This is a genomic window from Streptomyces sp. NPDC001728, assembly GCF_040297565.1.
Classification (GTDB): domain Bacteria; phylum Actinomycetota; class Actinomycetes; order Streptomycetales; family Streptomycetaceae; genus Streptomyces.
Map to the genome: position 1 here is coordinate 16861 of NZ_JBEOZK010000021.1, position 18362 is coordinate 35222.

At 73.1% G+C, this 18362-nt stretch carries 17 protein-coding genes; 7 read left to right on the plus strand and 10 right to left on the minus strand.

Annotated features, from left to right (window positions below; translation table 11 throughout):
• Positions 1 to 57: 57 nt before the first annotated feature.
• Positions 58 to 222, minus strand: coding sequence for a hypothetical protein (locus ABT154_RS26715; RefSeq protein WP_351859817.1), 165 nt, complete (start codon positions 220 to 222; stop codon positions 58 to 60).
• A gap of 219 nt (positions 223 to 441) precedes the next feature.
• Here ABT154_RS26715 and ABT154_RS26720 point away from each other — a divergent pair, with 219 nt between their 5' ends.
• Both ABT154_RS26720 and ABT154_RS26725 read left to right on the plus strand, forming a co-directional pair.
• Positions 442 to 1269, plus strand: a complete 828-nt coding sequence (locus ABT154_RS26720; protein ID WP_351859819.1) for a 4'-phosphopantetheinyl transferase family protein — start codon at positions 442 to 444, stop codon at positions 1267 to 1269.
• A gap of 40 nt (positions 1270 to 1309) precedes the next feature.
• Positions 1310 to 2974: a class I adenylate-forming enzyme family protein gene (locus tag ABT154_RS26725; RefSeq protein WP_351859820.1), complete on the plus strand. Its 1665-nt coding sequence runs from the start codon at positions 1310 to 1312 to the stop codon at positions 2972 to 2974.
• A 28-nt stretch (positions 2975 to 3002) separates the two neighbouring features.
• On the opposite strand, the gene ABT154_RS26730 is transcribed toward ABT154_RS26725, so the two are convergent.
• Entirely contained in the window at positions 3003 to 4274 is a 1272-nt protein-coding gene (locus ABT154_RS26730; protein ID WP_351859822.1) for a M6 family metalloprotease domain-containing protein, read from the minus strand.
• Positions 4275 to 4547: 273 nt separating this feature from the next.
• Between ABT154_RS26730 and ABT154_RS26735 the strand changes: the two genes are divergently transcribed.
• Together ABT154_RS26735 and ABT154_RS26740 are read left to right on the plus strand one after the other, a co-directional pair.
• The gene (locus ABT154_RS26735; RefSeq protein WP_351859824.1) at positions 4548 to 5231 is read left to right on the plus strand and encodes a TetR/AcrR family transcriptional regulator; all 684 of its coding nucleotides are present in this window, start codon (positions 4548 to 4550) and stop codon (positions 5229 to 5231) included.
• Positions 5232 to 5323: 92 nt separating this feature from the next.
• A complete protein-coding gene (locus tag ABT154_RS26740; RefSeq protein WP_351859825.1) occupies positions 5324 to 6853 on the plus strand; it encodes an MFS transporter in 1530 nt (509 codons plus the stop codon).
• Positions 6854 to 6971: 118 nt separating this feature from the next.
• On the opposite strand, the gene ABT154_RS26745 is transcribed toward ABT154_RS26740, so the two are convergent.
• Positions 6972 to 7478, minus strand: coding sequence for a MarR family winged helix-turn-helix transcriptional regulator (locus ABT154_RS26745; RefSeq protein WP_351859827.1), 507 nt, complete (start codon positions 7476 to 7478; stop codon positions 6972 to 6974).
• Positions 7479 to 7601: 123 nt separating this feature from the next.
• Here ABT154_RS26745 and ABT154_RS26750 point away from each other — a divergent pair, with 123 nt between their 5' ends.
• Complete coding sequence (locus ABT154_RS26750) at positions 7602 to 8390, plus strand: dioxygenase family protein (RefSeq protein ID WP_351859829.1); 789 nt, start codon at positions 7602 to 7604, stop codon at positions 8388 to 8390.
• Positions 8391 to 8441: 51 nt separating this feature from the next.
• Here ABT154_RS26750 and ABT154_RS26755 read toward each other — a convergent pair whose 3' ends face one another.
• Positions 8442 to 9455: a questin oxidase family protein gene (locus tag ABT154_RS26755; RefSeq protein ID WP_351859831.1), complete on the minus strand. Its 1014-nt coding sequence runs from the start codon at positions 9453 to 9455 to the stop codon at positions 8442 to 8444.
• A gap of 431 nt (positions 9456 to 9886) precedes the next feature.
• Here ABT154_RS26755 and ABT154_RS26760 point away from each other — a divergent pair, with 431 nt between their 5' ends.
• Positions 9887 to 10888, plus strand: coding sequence for a sigma-70 family RNA polymerase sigma factor (locus ABT154_RS26760; protein ID WP_351859833.1), 1002 nt, complete (start codon positions 9887 to 9889; stop codon positions 10886 to 10888).
• A 75-nt stretch (positions 10889 to 10963) separates the two neighbouring features.
• Here the strand turns inward: ABT154_RS26760 and ABT154_RS26765 are convergent, their stop codons facing one another.
• The gene (locus ABT154_RS26765) at positions 10964 to 11920 is read right to left on the minus strand and encodes a helix-turn-helix transcriptional regulator (RefSeq protein WP_351859835.1); all 957 of its coding nucleotides are present in this window, start codon (positions 11918 to 11920) and stop codon (positions 10964 to 10966) included.
• A gap of 62 nt (positions 11921 to 11982) precedes the next feature.
• Here ABT154_RS26765 and ABT154_RS26770 point away from each other — a divergent pair, with 62 nt between their 5' ends.
• Positions 11983 to 13506 (plus strand): MFS transporter, encoded by a 1524-nt coding sequence (locus ABT154_RS26770; RefSeq protein WP_351859837.1) that lies wholly within the window; start codon positions 11983 to 11985, stop codon positions 13504 to 13506.
• A 237-nt stretch (positions 13507 to 13743) separates the two neighbouring features.
• On the opposite strand, the gene ABT154_RS26775 is transcribed toward ABT154_RS26770, so the two are convergent.
• The 5 genes from ABT154_RS26775 to ABT154_RS26795 form a co-directional block, all read right to left on the minus strand.
• Positions 13744 to 14586 carry a DUF6227 family protein gene (locus ABT154_RS26775; RefSeq protein ID WP_351859839.1) on the minus strand — a complete coding sequence of 281 codons (843 nt, stop codon included), beginning with the start codon at positions 14584 to 14586 and terminating at the stop codon, positions 13744 to 13746.
• Positions 14587 to 14677: 91 nt separating this feature from the next.
• Positions 14678 to 15784 (minus strand): P1 family peptidase, encoded by a 1107-nt coding sequence (locus ABT154_RS26780; protein ID WP_351859841.1) that lies wholly within the window; start codon positions 15782 to 15784, stop codon positions 14678 to 14680.
• 9 nt (positions 15785 to 15793) lie between these two features.
• The gene (locus ABT154_RS26785; protein ID WP_351859843.1) at positions 15794 to 16177 is read right to left on the minus strand and encodes an AAA family ATPase; all 384 of its coding nucleotides are present in this window, start codon (positions 16175 to 16177) and stop codon (positions 15794 to 15796) included.
• A 95-nt stretch (positions 16178 to 16272) separates the two neighbouring features.
• Entirely contained in the window at positions 16273 to 17490 is a 1218-nt protein-coding gene (locus ABT154_RS26790) for a low temperature requirement protein A (RefSeq protein WP_351859845.1), read from the minus strand.
• Between the two features lie 90 nt (positions 17491 to 17580).
• Entirely contained in the window at positions 17581 to 18315 is a 735-nt protein-coding gene (locus ABT154_RS26795) for a sirohydrochlorin chelatase (RefSeq protein WP_351859847.1), read from the minus strand.
• Positions 18316 to 18362 lie beyond the last annotated feature (47 nt).

The following is an 18362-nucleotide window of genomic DNA, read 5'->3' on the forward strand; positions in this document are numbered from 1 at the left end:
GCCGCCGGCGCGGACGGAGGAACAGGCGCTGGGGGACACGGCGGGCGCCGGGCCGGTTCAGCCCCACGGGTTGTGCGGGTCCGGGGTCGTGGTGACGACGCCGGGGGTGGGCTCGGACTGCGGGGTGGTGACGTCCTCGGCGTAGGCGGTCGTCGTGAGGGACGCGGCGGCGGCGACGAGAAGGGCGAGACCGGCGATGCGGAGCGCGATGTTCTTGATCATCTTCTACTGACTCCAAGTCCGTGAGTGCGGCCCGAGCGGCTGCTCCTTGAGGAATGACTGAAGCTTGGCAGCGGCGGCCATCGGGTCACTATCGATGGACTCCCGAGGCGGATAGACGGTCCATGGGACCGCCTCTGACCTGGCCTTTCGGTCCTATCGACAGCTATGGAAGAGCGTCCAGTGCGCTCGCTTCCGTCCATTGAGGAGTTGAGGATCCCCATGAGACTCATGAACCCGCCCCTCGTCGGCCGCGCCGGTGCGCGGGAGGCGCAGGTGGTCGACTGTCACGTCTGGCTCTCCCGCGTACCGGAGAACCCGACGCTCCGTTTCGAGCTGCTCGACGAGGCGGAACGGGCCCGCTGCTCGCGGTTCCTGAACGGGCGGGACCTCGCCCTGTTCGTCACCGGCCGGGCCCTCGCCAAGACGGCGGTGGGGCAGCTCGCCGGCGTCGCCCCCGAGGAGGTGTTCCTGCGCGCGCTGTGCCCCGACTGCGGCGGCCCGCACGGCAAGCCGTGGGTCGAGGGGGAGGCGGCGGGCTGGGAACTGTCGCTGTCCCACTCGCGGGACATGGTGGCGGTCGCGGTGGCCCACGGGCACCCGGTGGGCGTGGACGTCGAGTACTTCGTACCGCCCGCGCTGCCGGGCGTCCCCGTCGAGTTCGAACTGGTGCTCACCCCCGCCGAGCGGGCGGTCGTCGACGCCCTGCCCGTGGAGCGGCGGGCCGCCGCCTGCCTGACGCTGTGGACGCGGAAGGAGGCCGTCCTGAAGGCGACCGGCGAGGGCCTGAACACCTCGATGGAGTCGTTCACGGTGTCCCCGGCGTCCGCGCCGCCCGAACTCGTCGCCTGGCACGGCCCCGACGCCGCCGGCCGCGCCCGGATCGCCCTTGCGGACCTGCCCAGGATCGGCGACTGCCACGGCGCCCTCGCGGTGACCGGAGCGCGGTCCGTGGTGCTCGACGTCCACACGGACGCGGGGGCGTTGCTCGGGGGCGGCCCGGCGGGGGCCCGTCCGGCCGGGGTTGACCTGGTCGGGGGGCGGGCATAGCGTCGCCGCGCGAGGCGAGCGGGCGCTCAGGAGGTTTGCTGTGGTGGACGCACGACCGACGGAAGCCGGCGGGGAGCTGCCGGAGACCCCGGAGGCGAGGCTCACCGCGCCCGGCGCCCCCTTCGCGGTGAGCGAGGGGGTGTACGCCTCCGGGCCCCGCACGCTCCGCGAGTTCGTGGAGACGACCTGGGCCTACGGCGACCGGGTGTTCCTGGTCTCCGAGGACGGCGCCACCACCTACCGGGAGTTCTTCGACGCCGCCTGCGGGCTCGCCCGGCGGCTGGTCGGGGAGTACGGCCTGCGGCCGGGCGACCGGGCCGCGATCGCCATGCGGAACCTCCCGGAGTGGCAGATCGCCTTCTGGGCCGCCCAGCTCGCGGGTCTGGTCGCCGTCCCCCTCAACGCCTGGTGGACCGAGGACGAGTTCGCGTACGCGCTCGACGACTGCGCGCCGGGCGTGCTCCTCGTCGACGGGGAGCGGGTCGCCCGGGTGCGGGCCTGGGCCCGCGAGCGGAAGGTGCCCGGGATCGTCTTCCACGGGGAGGCGGAGGCCGGCTTCCGGGCGTACGTCCCCGACACCGATCCGCAGCTCGGGCCGCCCGACGTCCACGTGCTGCCCGAGCAGGACGCCACCGTCATCTACACCTCCGGGACCACCGGCCGCCCCAAGGGCGCCGTCGCCACCCACCTCGCGCAGGCCGGGGCGGCCATGAACCCCCGTTACTTCGCCGCCGCCGCGGCCCTCGCGCGCGGGGACGTACCGGGGACCGGTCCCGCGCCCGTGTCGCTGACCACCTTCCCGTTCTTCCACGTCGCCGCGTTCACCTCGTTCTACGCGGTGATGGCGGCCGGCGGGACCCTCGTCATGATGCGGAAGTGGGACGCGGAGCGCGCCCTCGAACTGATCGGGACGCACGGCGTCACCCACTACGCGGGCGTGCCGACTACCGCGCTCCAGCTGCTCGAAGCGGCCCGCGCCGCCGGCGACGAGCTGGCGACGCTCACCCTCCTCAGCACCGGCGGCGCCGCCGCCCCGCCCGGCATCGTCGCCGGGATCACCGAGGGGTACGGGGAGCGCGTCGAGCCCCGCAACGGCTACGGGCTCACCGAGACCAGCGGCGGCGTCCTGTCGAACGTCGGCGCCGAGTACCGCGCCCACCCGGACAGCGTCGGCCGGCCCACGCCCACCACCGAGGTGCGGATCGAGGGCCCCGACGCGGCGGGCGTGGGCGAGCTGTGGCTGCGCGGTCAGGCGCTGGTCCGGGGGTACTGGGGGAACGAGGAGGCGACCCGCGCCGCGTTCTCCGAGGACGGCTGGTTCCGAACCGGGGACCTCGCGCGCGTGGACGCGGACGGCCGCGTCACCGTCGTCGACCGGCTCACCGACATGGTGATCCGGGGCGGCGAGAACGTGTACTGCGTGGAGGTGGAGGGCGTGCTCCAGGGCCACCCGGACGTCCTCGACGCCGCCGTCCTCGGGGTCCCGCACCCGCTGCTCGGGGAGGAGGTCGCGGCGGTCGTCCGGCTGCGGCCCGGTGCCACGACGGGCGTCGAGGACCTCCGTGCGTACGCGGGCGGGCGCCTGGCCGCCTTCAAGGTCCCCGCCCGGGTCGTCGTACGGGAGGAGGAGCTGCCCCGGAACCCGACGGGGAAGCTCCTCAAGCGGGAACTGCGGGGCCTGGGGGGTCTGGCCGACGCCGGGTGACCCGGTCGGCGGCCGGCGATCGGACAGGTCAGTCGCGGGTGATCCGGACCCGGTAGGCGCCGTTCTCGTCCTCGTCGAGGACGCTGATCCGGATGCCGTTCGCCCGGTCGGTGAAGGTCTCGCCGGGGCGGTACGGGGCGTCCGACAGCTCCGCCTGGACGTTGGCCCTGCGGGTGCAGCCGCCGCTCGCCCGCTCGCTGTCGGAGACGGTCACCGGACCGTGGCCGGTGTCCACGTCGGACTCGACCCGGTAGACCAGGACGCCGTCCTCGCAGACGGCCTCGTCGTTGCCGCCCTTGCTGCGGACCTCGACCGCGTACCCCGAGGTGCCGGAGAGCGGGACGAACGCGAGCTTGGGGCCGCCGGGGACGGCCAGCGGGGTGAGCGTGTAGTCGGCGCTGCCGGGGCCGTAGGCGCAGCCGACCTGGTCGTTGTCGAGCCAGCCCAGCTTCCACTTGTGCCAGCCGAGCAGATCGTTGTTGGCGCCCCAGTCCTCGGACATGATGTCCCAGTGCCCGACGGTGCCGCCGCCGTCCGAGGTGTAGAGGTCGGGCAGCCCGAAGACGTGGCCGTTCTCGTGCGGCAGCACCCGGTAGCCGGTCTCCGCGAAGCTGCCGGAGCCGTCGTCCTGGCGGCTGTAGACGAAGGACGTGTTGGCCAGCGGCACGCCGTCCGCGTAGGGGGCGTCGTCGTTGCCGGAGAAGGTCACGGACAGGACGGTGTCGAGGGCGGAGGGCCCGGCGTTCGGCGTGACGAGGATGTTGACCAGGTCGTACGCGCTGAAGTCGACCTTGGGGTCGGCGGCCTTCACGATGTCCTCGACGAGGGAGCGGTAGCCCGGCTCGTACGGTGAGCCGCGCTCGATCCCGTACGCGGAGAACGCCTTCGGCATGCGCAGCCAGTCCGGTATCGGGGCCTCGGCGCGGTAGCGCAGCCGCCCGTACGAGCTGGTGCGGAACCAGTCGGCGGTCTGCGGGAAGAACTCGCGGAAGCGGCCCATCGCGGTGCCGTCGCCGGGCGCGTCGGGGAAGTCGACCATCAGGTTGAGGGCCTTGACCTGGCCGGTGGAGCGCACGTACCCGGGGGCGGTGGGCAGCCCCTCCGACATCTGCACGCCCATCGTGGTGGCGATGCGGCACGGTCCCAGCTGGGCGCCGTTCGGCGCGGCGGCCACGGGGCCGGCCGAGGCCGGGGCGGGGCCGGGGAGGGTGGTGCTCGCGGAGGCGAGCAGCGCCAGGGAGAGTGCCGTGGTCGCGGCCAGTGCGACGGGTCTGCGTATCCGTCGGCGGGGGAGCTGCATACGGACGCCTCTCCGGTGGGGGCAGGTCGGCGGCACGGCCCCTTCCGGTACTCGCGAGGCCGCGCCGTGCGCTCAGCCTGTGGTGGGAGGTTCCGGCGCGCGCGCCGGGTGGCCCGATCGTGGGTATTCCGACCGGAGGGGGAGGTGTGGCCCAGGTCACATGAACTGCGGGAAATAACCGGGGACCGAATCCCCGTTTGGGACTGTGTCGAACGAAGCGGGGATTCCTTCCCCGGATGTCCGAGTGACGTAGTGAAGTGAGGAGGCCGCGGCGTGACCACCAGTGCCGACGCAGCCGAGACCGCCGGGACGGCGCCCGCCCGCCGCGTGCCCCGCCCGCGGGCCGACGCCCTGCGCAACCGCGAGCGGATCGTCACGGCGGCCCGCGAGATGTTCGTCGAGTTCGGCCACCAGGTGCCGTACGACGAGGTCGCGCGCCGGGCCGGCGTCGGGAACGCCACGCTCTACCGGAACTTCCCCGAGCGCGCCGAACTCGTCCACGAGGTCGTCCTCTCGATCATGGCCCGCCTCACCGAACTGGCCGAGCGGTCCACCCAGGAGGAGGCCGACCCGTTCGCCGCCCTCCGCCGCTTCACCCACGGCGCCGCGGACGAGCGCATCGGGGCCCTGTGCCCGATGCTCGACGGCGCCTTCGACAGGGAGCACCCCGACCTGATCGCCGAACGGCAGCGCCTGGAGGAGGCCGTCCAGCGTCTCGTCGACCACGCGCAGCGGGCCGGCCGGCTCCGCGCCGACATCGGCGTCGGCGACCTGACGGTGGCGATCTCCCAGCTGACCCGACCGCTGCCGGGAACGGCCTGCGGCGGGAACTTCGACCAGTTCGTCCACCGTCACCTGCAGCTGTTCCTCGACGGTCTCGAGGCGCCCGCCCGCTCCGAACTGCCGGGGAAGGCCGCGACCCTGGAGGACCTGAGACGCGACTCCTGCCCGTCGTGACCCGACGGGCGTCGCGGGCGCTCTGACGTCACGCACCCCGCCCCTGCTCACGCCCTTTCTCCACCAGTACGCGCCAAGAGGTGGCTACACCCATGCCGAAAATCCCCGGAAGCACCGTGACCCACGCCGACCCCGGCCGCTGGAAAGCGCTCGTCTTCATCGCCCTCGCCCAGCTGATGGTCGTGCTCGACGCGACGATCGTGAACATCGCCCTGCCCTCCGCCCAGCAGGACCTCGGCATCTCGGACGGCAACCGGCAGTGGGTCATCACCGCCTACGCCCTCGCCTTCGGCGGTCTGCTCCTCTTCGGTGGCCGGATCGCCGACATGTGGGGCCGTAAGCGCACCTTCGTGGTCGGCCTGATCGGCTTCGCCGCCGCCTCCGCCCTCGGCGGCGCCGCGAACGGCGAGGCCATGATGCTCGGTGCCCGCGCGCTCCAGGGCGCCTTCGGCGCGCTCCTCGCGCCCGCCGCGCTCTCGCTGCTCGCCGTGACCTTCACCGACGCCAAGGAGCGCGCCAAGGCCTTCGGCATCTACGGCGCGATCGCCGGTGGCGGCGGCGCCGTGGGCCTGATCCTCGGCGGCTTCCTCACCGAGTACCTGAACTGGCGCTGGACGTTCTTCGTCAACATCCCGTTCGCGATCGTCGCCGCCGTCGGCGCGTACCTCGTCGTCCGCGAGCCCGCGGGCGGGCGCAACCGCTCCACGCTCGACATCCCCGGCGTGATCCTGTCCACCCTTGGCCTGGTCTCGCTCGTCTACGGCTTCACCCGCGCCGAGTCCGAGGGCTGGAGCGACGCCGGCACGATCGGCCTGTTCGTCGGCTCCGCGGTGCTGCTCCTCGCCTTCGTGCTCACCGAGGCCCGGGTCAAGTCGCCGCTGCTGCCGCTGCGCGTCCTGACCGACCGCAACCGCGGCGGTGTCTACCTGTCGCTGGGTCTCGCCGTCATCGCGATGTTCGGCCTGTTCCTCTTCCTGACCTACTACCTCCAGGTCGTGAAGGGCTACTCGCCGGTCATGACGGGCTTCGCGTTCCTCCCGATGATCGCGGGCATGATCATCGGATCGACGCAGATCGGCACCCGTCTGATGACCCGCGTCCCGCCGCGGCTGCTGATGGCCCCCGGCTTCCTGACCGCCGGTCTCGGCATGCTGCTGCTCACGCAGCTGGAGGTCGGCACCTCGTACGCCGGCCTGATCCTGCCCGCGCAGCTGCTGCTCGGCCTGGGCATGGGTACGGCGTTCATGCCGGCCATGTCGCTGGCGACGCTCGGCGTGGACCCGCGGGACGCCGGTGTGGCCTCCGCGATGGTCAACACCTCGCAGCAGGTCGGCGGCGCCATCGGTACGGCCCTGCTGAACACGATCGCCGCCTCCGCGACGACCGCGTACCTGACGGACCACGCGGCGGGCGCGACCACTCCGGCCGCGCAGAAGCTGGTCCATCTCCAGAGCATGGTCGAGGGTTACACCGCGGCCATCTGGTGGGCGGTCGGCATCCTGGTCGCCGCGGCCACGATCGCCTTCGTCCTGATCAACACCGGGAAGCCGGACACGGGCGCGGTCGCCGGGTCGGGCACGGGCGCGGACGACGAGGTGAAGATCCCGGTCGTCGCGCACTGATTTCCGTACGGGATTCGCCCCGGGCCTGTCCCGCCTGTCCTGCCCCGGTTCCGCCGTTCGGCGGAGCCGGGGCGGTTCGCGTCCCGGGTCCCGGGGTCCGGATCTCGCGTCTCGCGTCTCAGCGGAGCCAGGGCAGGTCCGCGTCCGGGTCCTGGGGTTCGAGGCCCTCGGCCATCACGCGCATGATCGTGCCGAGCTGCTCCACCTGTTCGGGGGAGAGCCGGTCGAACATCGCTTGGCGCACGGCCGTGACATGGCCGGGCGCGGTCCTGCGCAGCACCTCGGCGCCCTCGTCCGTCAGCCGGGCGAGCTGGCCGCGCTTGTCGGAGGGGCAGTCCTCTCGCCGCACCCAGCCGCTCTTCTCCAGGCGGGCGACGGCGTGGGAGAGGCGGGAGCGGGTGATCTTGGCGCTCTTGGCCAGCTCGGTCATCCGGAGCCGGCGGCGGGGCGCCTGGGAGAGCTGGACGAGCAGCCCGTAGTAGATGTGCGGCATTCCGGCGTCGCGCTGCAACTGGCGGTCGAGGTGGTCCTCCAGGAGCGTGGTGGCGTGCAGGTACGAGCGCCAGACGTGCTGTTCCTCGTCGCTGAGCCAGCGGGGTGCGGTCATGTCTCCCATGGGTCCCATCGTACGACTCATTCTTGAAAGTTGAACTACATACGTTTACTCTGCGGGTAGTGAGCTTGAAGTTTCAAGCACACATCGCAGACCCAGGACCACAGGACCACGAGGAAGCCGGAGCCCTTCGCCATGGACGCCACGCTGGAACGGATGCCCGCGCTCTACCTGTCCCACGGCGCCCCGCCGCTCGCCGACGACCCGGTCTGGCCCGGCGAGCTCGCCGCCTGGTCCGCGGGACTCCCGCGCCCCAAGGCGATCCTCATGGTCTCCGCCCACTGGGAGGAGGCCCCGCTCGCCCTCGGCGCCACCGAGACCGTCCCCCTCGTCTACGACTTCTGGGGCTTCCCCGAGCACTACTACCGCGTCGAGTACGCCGCCCCCGGCGCCCCGCGGCTCGCCGAGTCCGTCCGCAAGCTGCTCCGCGGGCCCGGCCACCCCGTACAGGACATCCCCGACCGGGGGCTCGACCACGGCGCCTACGTGCCGCTCGTCGAGATGTTCCCGGACGCGGACATCCCCGTGCTCCAGATCTCCATGCCCACCCTCGACCCCCGCCACCTCATGGACATCGGGCGCAGGCTCGCCCCGCTGCGCGACGAGGGCGTCCTGATCGTCGGCAGCGGCTTCTTCACCCACAACCTCGCCGCCCTCCGGCACACCGGCGGCGGGGTGCCGGGCTGGTCGGCCGAGTTCGACGCGTGGGGGCACGAGGCCCTCGCCGCGCACGACGTCGACGCCCTCCTCGACTTCGAGCGGAAGTCGCCGGCCGGCCGCCTCGCGCACCCGCGCACGGAGCACTTCGCCCCGCTGTTCGTCACGATGGGCGCGGCCGACGCGGCCGGCGACCTCGACGAGCAGCGCTCGGTGATCGACGGCTTCTGGATGGGGCTCGCGAAGAGGTCGGTGCAGTTCGGCTGAGCCGCCGCGGTCCACGCGGGCGGCCGGGGCCGGTGCGGTTCGGCCGATCCGCTACAGGACGGGCGGGTTGAGGTCGATCGAGCGGACGGCGGCGGCCAGCGCGAGCGGGTCGCCCACGTCGAGCGCGGTGTCGGTGAACTTGATCGTGTGGTCGTCGCCGTGCGCCGCCGCCCGGGCGAAGACCTCCTCGGGGGTGAGGGCCGTGCCCGGGTACGGGGCGGCCTCCGCCGGGGTGTACGCGGCGGTCACCGCAGCCGCCGCCGCCCAGGCCGCCGCCAGGCTCGGCGCCCACAGCTCGCGCGGGAGCGCGGGCAGGGTGCGCAGGACGGCGTTCGGCGCGGTCGCCGCGTGCACCAGCATGATCGGCTCGCCGTGGCCGTGGGTCGCGTACCGGTGGGTCGCCGCCGTCACCAGCTCGGTGAGCCGTGCCTTCGCCGCGTCGGGGTCCGGGGCCGCGCCCCAGACCGGGAACGCCGTCAGCTGCGCGAGCCGGGCCCTGATCCCGCCGTCCTGGTCCCCGACGGGCGGTACGGCGTCGAGCGCCGCCGCCGCCGAGGGCGCGGCGGCCAGCGGGGCGAGCGCGGGCAGCGGCTGGTGGCGGGCCGCCCAGTAGCCGAGGGAGTGCGCCAGCTCGGCGCGGCGGGGGGCCGTCACGCCCTCCGGATCGCTCAGGAGGGTCCGTACGGCGTGACCGGCACGGATCACCGGATGCGTCGCCCCGCCCGCGATGCCCGGCAGCAGCCGGGGCCACCACTCGGCGAGGACCTCCCGCCAGGGCCGTCCGTCCAGCTCGCGCCCGAAGAAGTGCGTCCAGTCCGTGATCCGGGCCGGGTCGCCGAGCGCCTCGGCCCAGTTGCCGGCGGTGACCCGGAGGGACGCCGGCGGCGACTCCTCCAGCTTGGGCGCGTAGTGGTCGAGCCAGCGGTGCACCGCGGGGGCCTGGCCGTGCCGGACCAGAACCTCGACGGCCATCGGGGCGTGATTGCTGAGCCAGCCGCCGCGCTCGGGGCCGGTGGAGTGAAGACGCTGGAGGGCTTCGTCGAGAGTTCCGGTGGTGTCGCTCATGACGGAGACGCTAGGGCGGGGGAGGGGAGGCGCGGAACGGGCGGGAGACCTAGTCCGGGAGGCCGAGGGGGGTTGGTCCGGAGGAGGGGGCGCCGCCCGTGTCCGGGCTCGGGTTCGGGCTCGGGTTCGGGTGGGGCAACCCGATGGCCCGCCCCGGCGTCTTGAAGGGCGGCGCCGCATGTGATCGCGGTCTCACCGACGGTGTGGTCGAGTCCCCCGCGAGCGGCGCCGGAAAACCCTCCGCGCCTGCCCTGACCTGCACATCCATGGGTTCCACAGGCATGCCCGCAGGGGCGACGGCGCCGCAGGATACTGCATGATCGCGAAAATCCATGTGCCGGGTGGGAATTCTGTCCTGATTCCAGTCGTTGTTTCCGTCGGATGCAGGGCACCCGAAAAGGTGTCGCGACCTACTCAGCAAGGGAGCACGCATGGCAACCCGTGCCGTCGCCCGTCGTCAGACCTCCGCCAAGAGCGGGGCCGCACGGGCAAGCAGTGTTCGCGCCGTGGGCGGGGAGATCGCCGACCGCGACCTGGTCGGCATGTACCTCGACGAGATCGCGCGCACACCCCTGCTCGACGCCGCCAAGGAGGTCGAGCTCTCCCAGACGATCGAGGCCGGGGTGTACGCCCGGCAGATACTCGACGGCGTGGTGGAGAGCGAAGCGGGCGGCGCTTCCCGCGAGGAGCTCGAAGCGCTCTACGCCGAGGGCGAGCGTGCCAAGGACCTCTTCATCAAGTCCAACCTGCGGCTCGTGGTGGCCGTCGCCCGGCGCTACCCGCGCAGCGGGCTGCCGCTGCTCGACCTGATCCAGGAGGGGAACGCGGGCCTGGTGCGCGCGGTCGAGAAGTTCGACTACGCGAAGGGCTTCAAGTTCTCCACGTATGCGACGTGGTGGATCCGTCAGGCCATCACCCGGTCCATCGCGGACCAGTCGCGCACGATCCGGCTCCCCGTCCACCTGGTGGAGGAGCTGGGCCGGATCCGCCGGGTGCAGCGCGAGTTCAACCGGGAGCACGGCCGCGAGCCGGAGCCGGCGGAGATCGCGGCGGAGCTGGACACGAAGCCCGAGCGGGTCGTCGACGTGCTGGACTGGGCGCGGGACCCGGTCTCGCTGAACATGTCGGTGGACGACGCGGGGGAGACGCAGTTCGGCGACCTCCTGGAGGACACGTCGGCGGTCTCGCCGGAGCAGTCGGTGCTCACGCTGCTGCGCAGCGAGGAGCTCGACGACCTCATCGCCAAGCTCGACCACCGGACCGCGTCGATCATCCGCATGCGGTACGGCATCGAGGACGGCCGCGAGCGGACGCTGACGGAGGTCGGCAAGCAGCACGGCCTGACCCGCGAGCGCATCCGCCAGATCGAGAAGCACGCCCTGCTGGAACTGAAGAAGATGGCCCACGACACGGGCTTCGACGCGGTGGCCTGAGACGCCCGGAAGCCAGCGAGGAAGGGGCCCCGGAAGGGCCCCTTCCTCGCAATCCGCCCGGCAGGTGGCCGGCGCTCAGCCCGCCGCCGCCGCCAGCCTTCCCGACAAGTCCCTCATGTATGTGATCAGTGGCTCCGGGCCGTGGACCGTGAAGTCGACGTCCATCAGCGCGAGCCGCAGCGCCAGCCATTCCACCGAGTCCGCGACGCGGGCGCGCAGCCGGCAGCGGTCCGGGGCCGTCGCGGTCGGCACGAGGTGGGAGGGGAGGCGCGCGACGACGAACTCCGCCGGCGCGGCGAACTCCACATCGAGCTCGACCTCCCCCTGGGCGCGCGCCATGGAGCGCGCCATGTACGTCGCGGCGTCACCCGAAGGCAGCTCCCGGGGCGAGAAGCGCGCTCCTGTGGCGAAGGGCTCGCTCACCCGGTCCACCCGGAACGTCCGCCAGTCCTCGCGCCCGAGGTCGTACGCCACGAGGTACCAGCGGTGCCCCGTGGAGACCAGCCGATACGGCTCCACGAGTCGTTTCGTCTCCGTCCCGTCCCCCGCCCGGTAGCCGAACCGCAGCCGCTCGTGCCCGGTCACCGCGCCCGCGAGCGCGGTGAGGGTGGCGGGCGCGACCGTGGCCCCGTCCCCGTGGGTGAGCGGGATCGTCGCGTTCTGGAGGGTGGAGACCCGGTGCCGCAGCCGCGTCGGCAGCACCTGCTCCAGCTTCGCCAGGGCCCGCACGGACGCCTCCTCCACGCCCTCGATCGCGTGCCCGGCCCCCGCCCGCAGCCCGACCGCGATGGCGACGGCCTCCTCGTCGTCGAGGAGGAGCGGCGGCATGGCCGTACCGGCGACGAGCCGGTAGCCCCCGACCGCGCCGAGCGTCGCCTCGACGGGATAGCCGAGGTCGCGGAGCCGGTCGATGTCCCGGCGGATGGTGCGCGGGGAGACCGAGAGCCGTTCGGCGAGCTCGCTTCCGGGCCACTCGCGCGGGGTCTGGAGGAGCGAGAGCAGATTCAGGAGTCGTGCCGGAGTATCGGTCATGTCTCCCAGGATGCGACCCATCTAGGACGTGACCTGACCTAGATGGCTCTTATCTTCTTCGTATGAGTTCACACGACGCCGCCACGGAAGTTGCAGCGGCCAGCGACAAGCGGCGATGGATCGCCCTCGCCATCGTCATGACCGCCGCCTTCATGGACCTGGTCGACGCCACGATCGTCAACATCGCGATCCCCAGTATCGAGAAGGACCTCGGCGCCTCGTTCGGGGCCATCCAGTGGATCACCGCCGGGTACGCGCTCGCGTTCGCCGCCGGTCTGATCACCGGCGGGCGGCTCGGTGACATCTACGGCCGCAAGCGCCTCTTCCTGCTCGGCACCGCCGGCTTCACCCTCGCCTCGGCGCTCTGCGGCTTCGCCGCCAACCAGGAGATGCTGGTCGGCTCCCGCCTGCTCCAGGGCGCGGCAGCCGCGATGATGGTGCCGCAGGTGCTTTCGATCATCCACGTGACCTTCCCGGCGCACGAGCGCGGCAAGGTCTTCGGAATGTTCGGCGCGATCATCGGCCTCGGCGCGGTCTCCGGCCCGCTGCTCGGCGCGCTGCTCACGCAGTGGAACATCGCGGGGCTGGAGTGGCGCCCGATCTTCCTGATCAACCTGCCGGTCGGCGTCGCCGCCCTGATCCTGGGCGGTAAGTTCATCACCGAGTCGAAGGCGCCGAAGGCGCTCAAGCTCGACATCGTGGGCGTGCTCCTGGTGACGGCCGCGCTGCTGATGCTGATCTACCCGCTGACGCGCGGCCGTGAGCTGGACTGGCCGCTGTGGGGCCACCTGATGATGGCCGGCAGCCTGCTCGTGTTCGGCGCGCTCGTGGCGTACGAGAAGTACAAGACGAAGAAGGACGGCTCGCCGCTGGTCGAGCTGTCGCTGTTCAAGGTGAAGAGCTTCGCCGCCGGTATCGCCGTCCAGCTGACCTTCGGTGTGGTGCTCGGCATCTTCTTCCTGGTCTGGACGCTGTACATGCAGATCGGCCTGGGCTGGAGTCCGCTGAAGGCGGGTCTGACGGGCGTGCCGTTCTCGATCGCCGTGTCGGTGGCGGCCGGAATGTCGGTGCAGAAGCTGGTGCCGCGCTTCGGCCGGAAGGTGCTCCAGGCGGGCGCGCTGACGATGATCGCCGGCGTGCTGCTCTACCTCTTCGAGGCCGGGCGCTACGGCACCGGGATCGAGTCCTGGCAGATGATCCCGCCGCTGGTGGTCATGGGTCTGGGCATGGGCCTGATCGTGGCGCCGCTGACGGACGCGGTGCTCTCGGAGGTGCCGAAGGAGCACGCGGGCTCGGCCTCGGGTCTCATCAACACGACCGGGCAGATGGGCAACGCGCTGGGGCTCGGCCTGGTGTCGGTGGTCTTCTTCGGCGTGATCGACGGCAAGCCCGCCCCGAAGTCCCCCGCCGAGGCGGGTGCGGCGTTCGCGGACGCCTTCCAGAACGCGATGGGCTGGGTCGCGGCGGTGCTCGCGGTGATCTTCCTGGTGATGTTCGTGCTTCCGGCGAAGCCGAAGCAGCACCTGGAGGGCGGCGACGACGAGGCCGAGGTCGTGATCGAGAAGGAGCCGACGCTCACCCACTGAGCGCGGGGCGACAGGGGAGGGGCCCCGTCCCCGGGATTCGTCCCGGGGACGGGGCCCCTCCCGGTTGTACGGCCGGTCGCTCAGGGCCGGAGACGGGGATCCCGGCCCCGGCCTGACCTCGACCCCGACCTTGGCCCCGGCATCGGTCCGACCCCACGCCGGCCCGGTGACCCGTACCGAAGCGGGGCAGGTGCGAGCGACCCGGCGGGCGCCGCGTGAACGCCCGCCGGGCCCGTGTCAGCGGACGCGGGAGCGGGACTCCATCGCCCCGCGGGCCGCGCGCTCGCTCTCGTACACCTCGCACATGTGCCGGCCGTCCGGCGTCGCCGTGTGCTCGACCTCCCAGAGGCTGATCTCGCTGCCGTCCAGCAGCAGGAACTGGTGCTCGTAGAGGGTGAATCCGGCGTCCCGGCCGCCCTCCACCGGGCAGTGCCGCCCGAAGGCCTGGGTGATGTGGTGCGCGAAGGCCAGCCGCAGCCGCCGGGCCGTCCGCTCACCCGGCCGGTCCGCGTTCTCCGCGCGCCGCAGGACGCGGCGCGCGTGGTCGGCGGAGTTGTCCGGCACGTACATCCGGGGCTGGGCGGGTATCGGGCGGGCGAGCAGGGCGCTCAGCAGCTCCAGGTCGTCGTCCTCGTCGAGGACGCGGCCGTCGGAGCGCTCGGCGGTCCAGCCGGGCAGCGGTCCGGTCGGGAGCCGGGACGCGGCGAGCCGCGCCTCCGCCTCCTCCGCGTACAGCTCGTGCTGCTCGACACCGTCCCGCCCGGCGTTGTGCGTGATCTCCCAGAGGGAGAGCGCGCTGCCGTCGCCGAGCAGATACGTATGGCGGTAGGTGGATCGGTGCAGCGACGCGCTGTGGTGCGAGGAATGCAGCGCGGTGGAGTGCGCGAGCGCCGTGCCGAGGCGCTCGACGGTCGAGTCGGGCAGGTCGAAGGAGTTGAGCGCCCGGCCGAGGAGCCGCGCGAGGTGCGTCTCGGTCGTCTCGTAGGGATCGTGAGGATCCTGCGGATCGTTCAAGAGGGTCTCCAGGCCGTCGCCGCATGTCACTTGGTGCTTGCTTAACGTAGTCCCTGGGTCTGACATCGTGTCCGGGGTTCCGGAAAACGAAGGGCGTGCGCCGGAAGTTCCCGCCCCGTCCCCGTCCGTTCCTTTTCTCCTCCCTTTCCCTATTCTTTCAACTCCCTTGGTTTTCAAGGGGGTACGGGCCCCCGTCCGGCTCGTACAGCTCGCGGTACGAGGGGAAGTCGCCGCCCGCCCCGCGCAGCCCGCCGGGGGCCGCGCGCACCGCCCGGACGATCGCCCGGGTCACCAGGTCGGCGCCGGCCGCGAGGACCTCGTTCAGGGCGAGCGGCCCGGGGCCCTCCGGCAGTTCCCGCCGCCCGGTGGCGAGCGCGAAGACGGTGTCGCCGTCGTTCATCAGGTGCACCGGCCGCAGCGCGCGCGCGATGCCGTCGTGCGCCGTGCCCGCGACCTTCCGCGCCTGCGCGCGCGTGAGCACGGCGTCCGTCGCGACGACGGCGAGCGTGGTGTTCAGCGGGGGCGGGGCGGCTGCCGCCCGCGCCTCGGCGAGCCGCCGTACGGCCGCCTCGTGCACCCCGCTCCCCGGGAAGGCCGGCGGGCCGTCGCCCGCGTAGTAACTCCCGTACAGGGCGCCGGTGGCCGGGTCGACGGCCGAGCCCACCGCGTTCACCACCACCAGCGCGCCGACGGTGATCCCCGACTCCAGGACCGTGCTCGCGGTCCCCACTCCGCCCCGCAGCCCGCCGACCACGGCGCCGGTGCCCGCGCCGACCGCGCCCGTCTCCACGCGCGCGTGGTCACCGCTCGCGTCGGCCGCCGCCACCGCGGCCCGGCCCGTGGCCGCGTCGGGGCGCGCCCTGAAGTCGCCGCCCCTGCCCAGGTCGAAGACGCACGCGGCGGGCACGACCGGCACCACGTGGGAGGGATCGGGACCCACACGGACGCCCCGGTGGTGCTCCTCCAGCCAGGCCATCACCCCGGCGGCGGACTCCAGGCCGTACGCGCTGCCGCCGGTCAGGACGACCGCGTCGATGCGCTGGACGACGTTCCTCGGGTCGAGCGCGTCGGTCTCCCGGGTGCCCGGGCCTCCGCCCCGCACGTCCACGGCGGCGACCATCCCGCCCTCCGGGGCCAGCACCACGGTGGTGCCGCTGAGCGCCCCGGACCCGGCCACGCGCGCGTGGCCCACGCGCAGCCCGCCCACATCGGTGATCCCGTCGGTCCCGTCGTGCCGTCCGCGCGTCTGCTCGGGCTGTGTCATGTCCCTTGCCTACCACGGGGACCGGTTCAGCGCTTGGGGCCGAGGCAGGTGCCGCCGGGCCTGGTCGCCGACGCCGAGGGAGTCGTACAGCGACTCCAGGATCACGTCCTTGTCGACGAGGGGGAGGCCGAGCCGGGCGGTGAGCGCGTGGGCGAGGGTGCTCTTCCCGCTCGCGGGCGGTCCGGAGACCACGGCGAAGGCCTCGCCGGCGGCGGTCACGCGGACGGGGCGGCGCTCCGGGGCGGAGAGGCCCGCGTGGCGGGCGGTGTCCCGCGCGCGCGTACGGTCGGACGCGGCCGACTCGGGGTCGCCCGCGGCTTCGTGGAGGGCGGCGCGGCGGAGGAGCGGGTCGACGTCCTCGGCCACGCCCAGCGACTCGAAGAGCGAAGGCACGTCACGTACGTCCGCGAGCGCCGGTCCCCGCCACAGTCCGTGCGCCTGACACAGCAGCACGCGCGCGCGTACGGGCTCCCGCAGGGCACGGCGGTTCAGGAGCGCCCGGCGTCTCCGAGGGAACCCGAAACCGTAGCCCCGCCGCCGCCCCCACGCGTCGCCGGGTTACGGGCCGTCAGGGTCAGACCGATCGCCACCGTGGCCGCCGCGACCAGCCCTGCCGCCAGGACCGCCCAGCGGCCCGCGAAGGAGCACAGCAGGATCGCGAGCGCCGAGACGGGCAGCACGAGCTGCTGGGCCAGGCCGACCTTGAAGTAGCGCGCGTGGAGCAGCCACACCGACATCAGGAACACGGCCGACGGGATCGTCACCGCCGACGCGGCGGCGAGGGCGGAGATGTGGGCCTTGCCCACCGCATGTTCGACGGCGATCTCCAGGCCCGCGCCCACCGCGGCGGCCGACGCGAAGATCACGTAGTGGCCGTAGCCCCACAGGAAGCCCTGGCGGCTGGAGGTCAGCCGGTCGTGGGCGGGGACGACGAAGTAGATCCACCAGGCCGAGAACACGAGCAGCAGACCGCCGGCGGCGATCGGCAGGACCTCGCCGAGGGCGTCGTTCTCGGCGATTCCGGTCTTCACGGCGACCGTCGCCGCGGCGACGGTCTCGCCCAGCACGATGATGGTGAACAGGCCGTACCGCTCGGCGATGTGGTGCGGGTGCCAGGTGCTGGGCGCGTCCTTCTCCGCGTACAGGGGTACGGCCATCTCGGCCAGCGCCATGACCAGGAAGACCCACGGACGGGCGGGTTCCGGCGCGAGGACGAGGGCGAGCCAGCCGACCTGCACGATGAGGACGCCGCCCGCGTACCGCCGGCACATCGTCCGCTCGACGGGGTCGGTGGCGTGGTGCGCGGCGCGCAGCCACTGCGAGGCGAGCGCGAGCCGCATCACGACGTAGCCGAGGTAGACGACGAGGAAGTCGTGCTCCTCGAAGGCCTGCGAGACTCCGGCGGCGAGGACGAGCACACCGGCGATCTGGAGCAGGGTGATGACGCGGTACAGGACGTCGTCGTTGTCGTAGGCCGAGGCGAACCAGGTGAAGTTCATCCACGCCCACCAGATCGCGAAGAAGATCATCGCGTAGTTGATGATCCCCTCTCCGGCGTGGCCCTCGGCGACCGCGTGCACGAGTTCGGCGCCGGCCTGGGCGACGGCGACGACGAAGCACAGGTCGAAGAAGAGTTCCAGGGGCGTGGACGCCCGGTGCGACTCCTCGCGGGAGCGTGCGGTGAGGGGGAGGAACGGTTGCGTCATGACCCCAGCACAGCACAGCAGAGCGGACGCACCGCCCGCGCCCGCGCCCGTGCCACGCGGTGCGCGACCGCGCCCGGCGCTGTGCGGACCTCAGGCGGCCCACGCCTCCGCGCCTGGGACCCGTACACCCGATGCCGTACGCCGGCCGGCGGAAGCCACCGCCCCCGCGTAGCTCGCCGCCACAAGTCCCGCCACGCGCGCGTGGTCCGCGAGCGGGGCCGCCACCGTCCAGGTGCCGGGGACCGTCGCGAGCGCGCGCGTGAAGCGGCCCGGGGCCAGGAGGTGGGCGGCGACCGCGACCCGTCGGAAGCCGTCCGTGTGCAGCCGGGCGACCGCCTCGGCCGGGGCCGGGGTGCTCGCCGAGCAGTACGCGACGGTCACGGGCACCGGTAGCAGCAGCCGCAGTTGCCGGGCCGCCGTGAGGGTGCCGTCGTTGCCGCCGGGCCGCGAGGAGCCCGCCCCGGCGACCACGACCGCGTCCGCCGGGCCGCCCGCCGCGCGCTCGGCGGCCCGCAGCCGGTCGTACAGGGCGAGGGCCACCGCGTGCTCGCCGCTCAGCCCGCGCGTGACGGCGCAGTCGAAGTGGCTGGCGACGGCCGGGATGTCGACGGTCCGGTGGTAGCCGTCGCCGAGGAGAAGCGGGACGACGACGGCGCCGGGCCGGTCCGCGAGGACGTACGGCAGCGAGGGTGTCTGGTGGTCGAGATGGCCGACGGCGACCGGCGCGCCCGTCAGCCGGCGGACGTGGTCCGCGAGCCGGGCCACCGCCTCGCCCGCCTCGGGCACGGCGCTGCCGTGCACGGCGAGGACCAGATCCCGCGTCATCCCCGCCTCCATCCGTCCCGGCGGCTCCTGGCGTGTACACCCCGAAG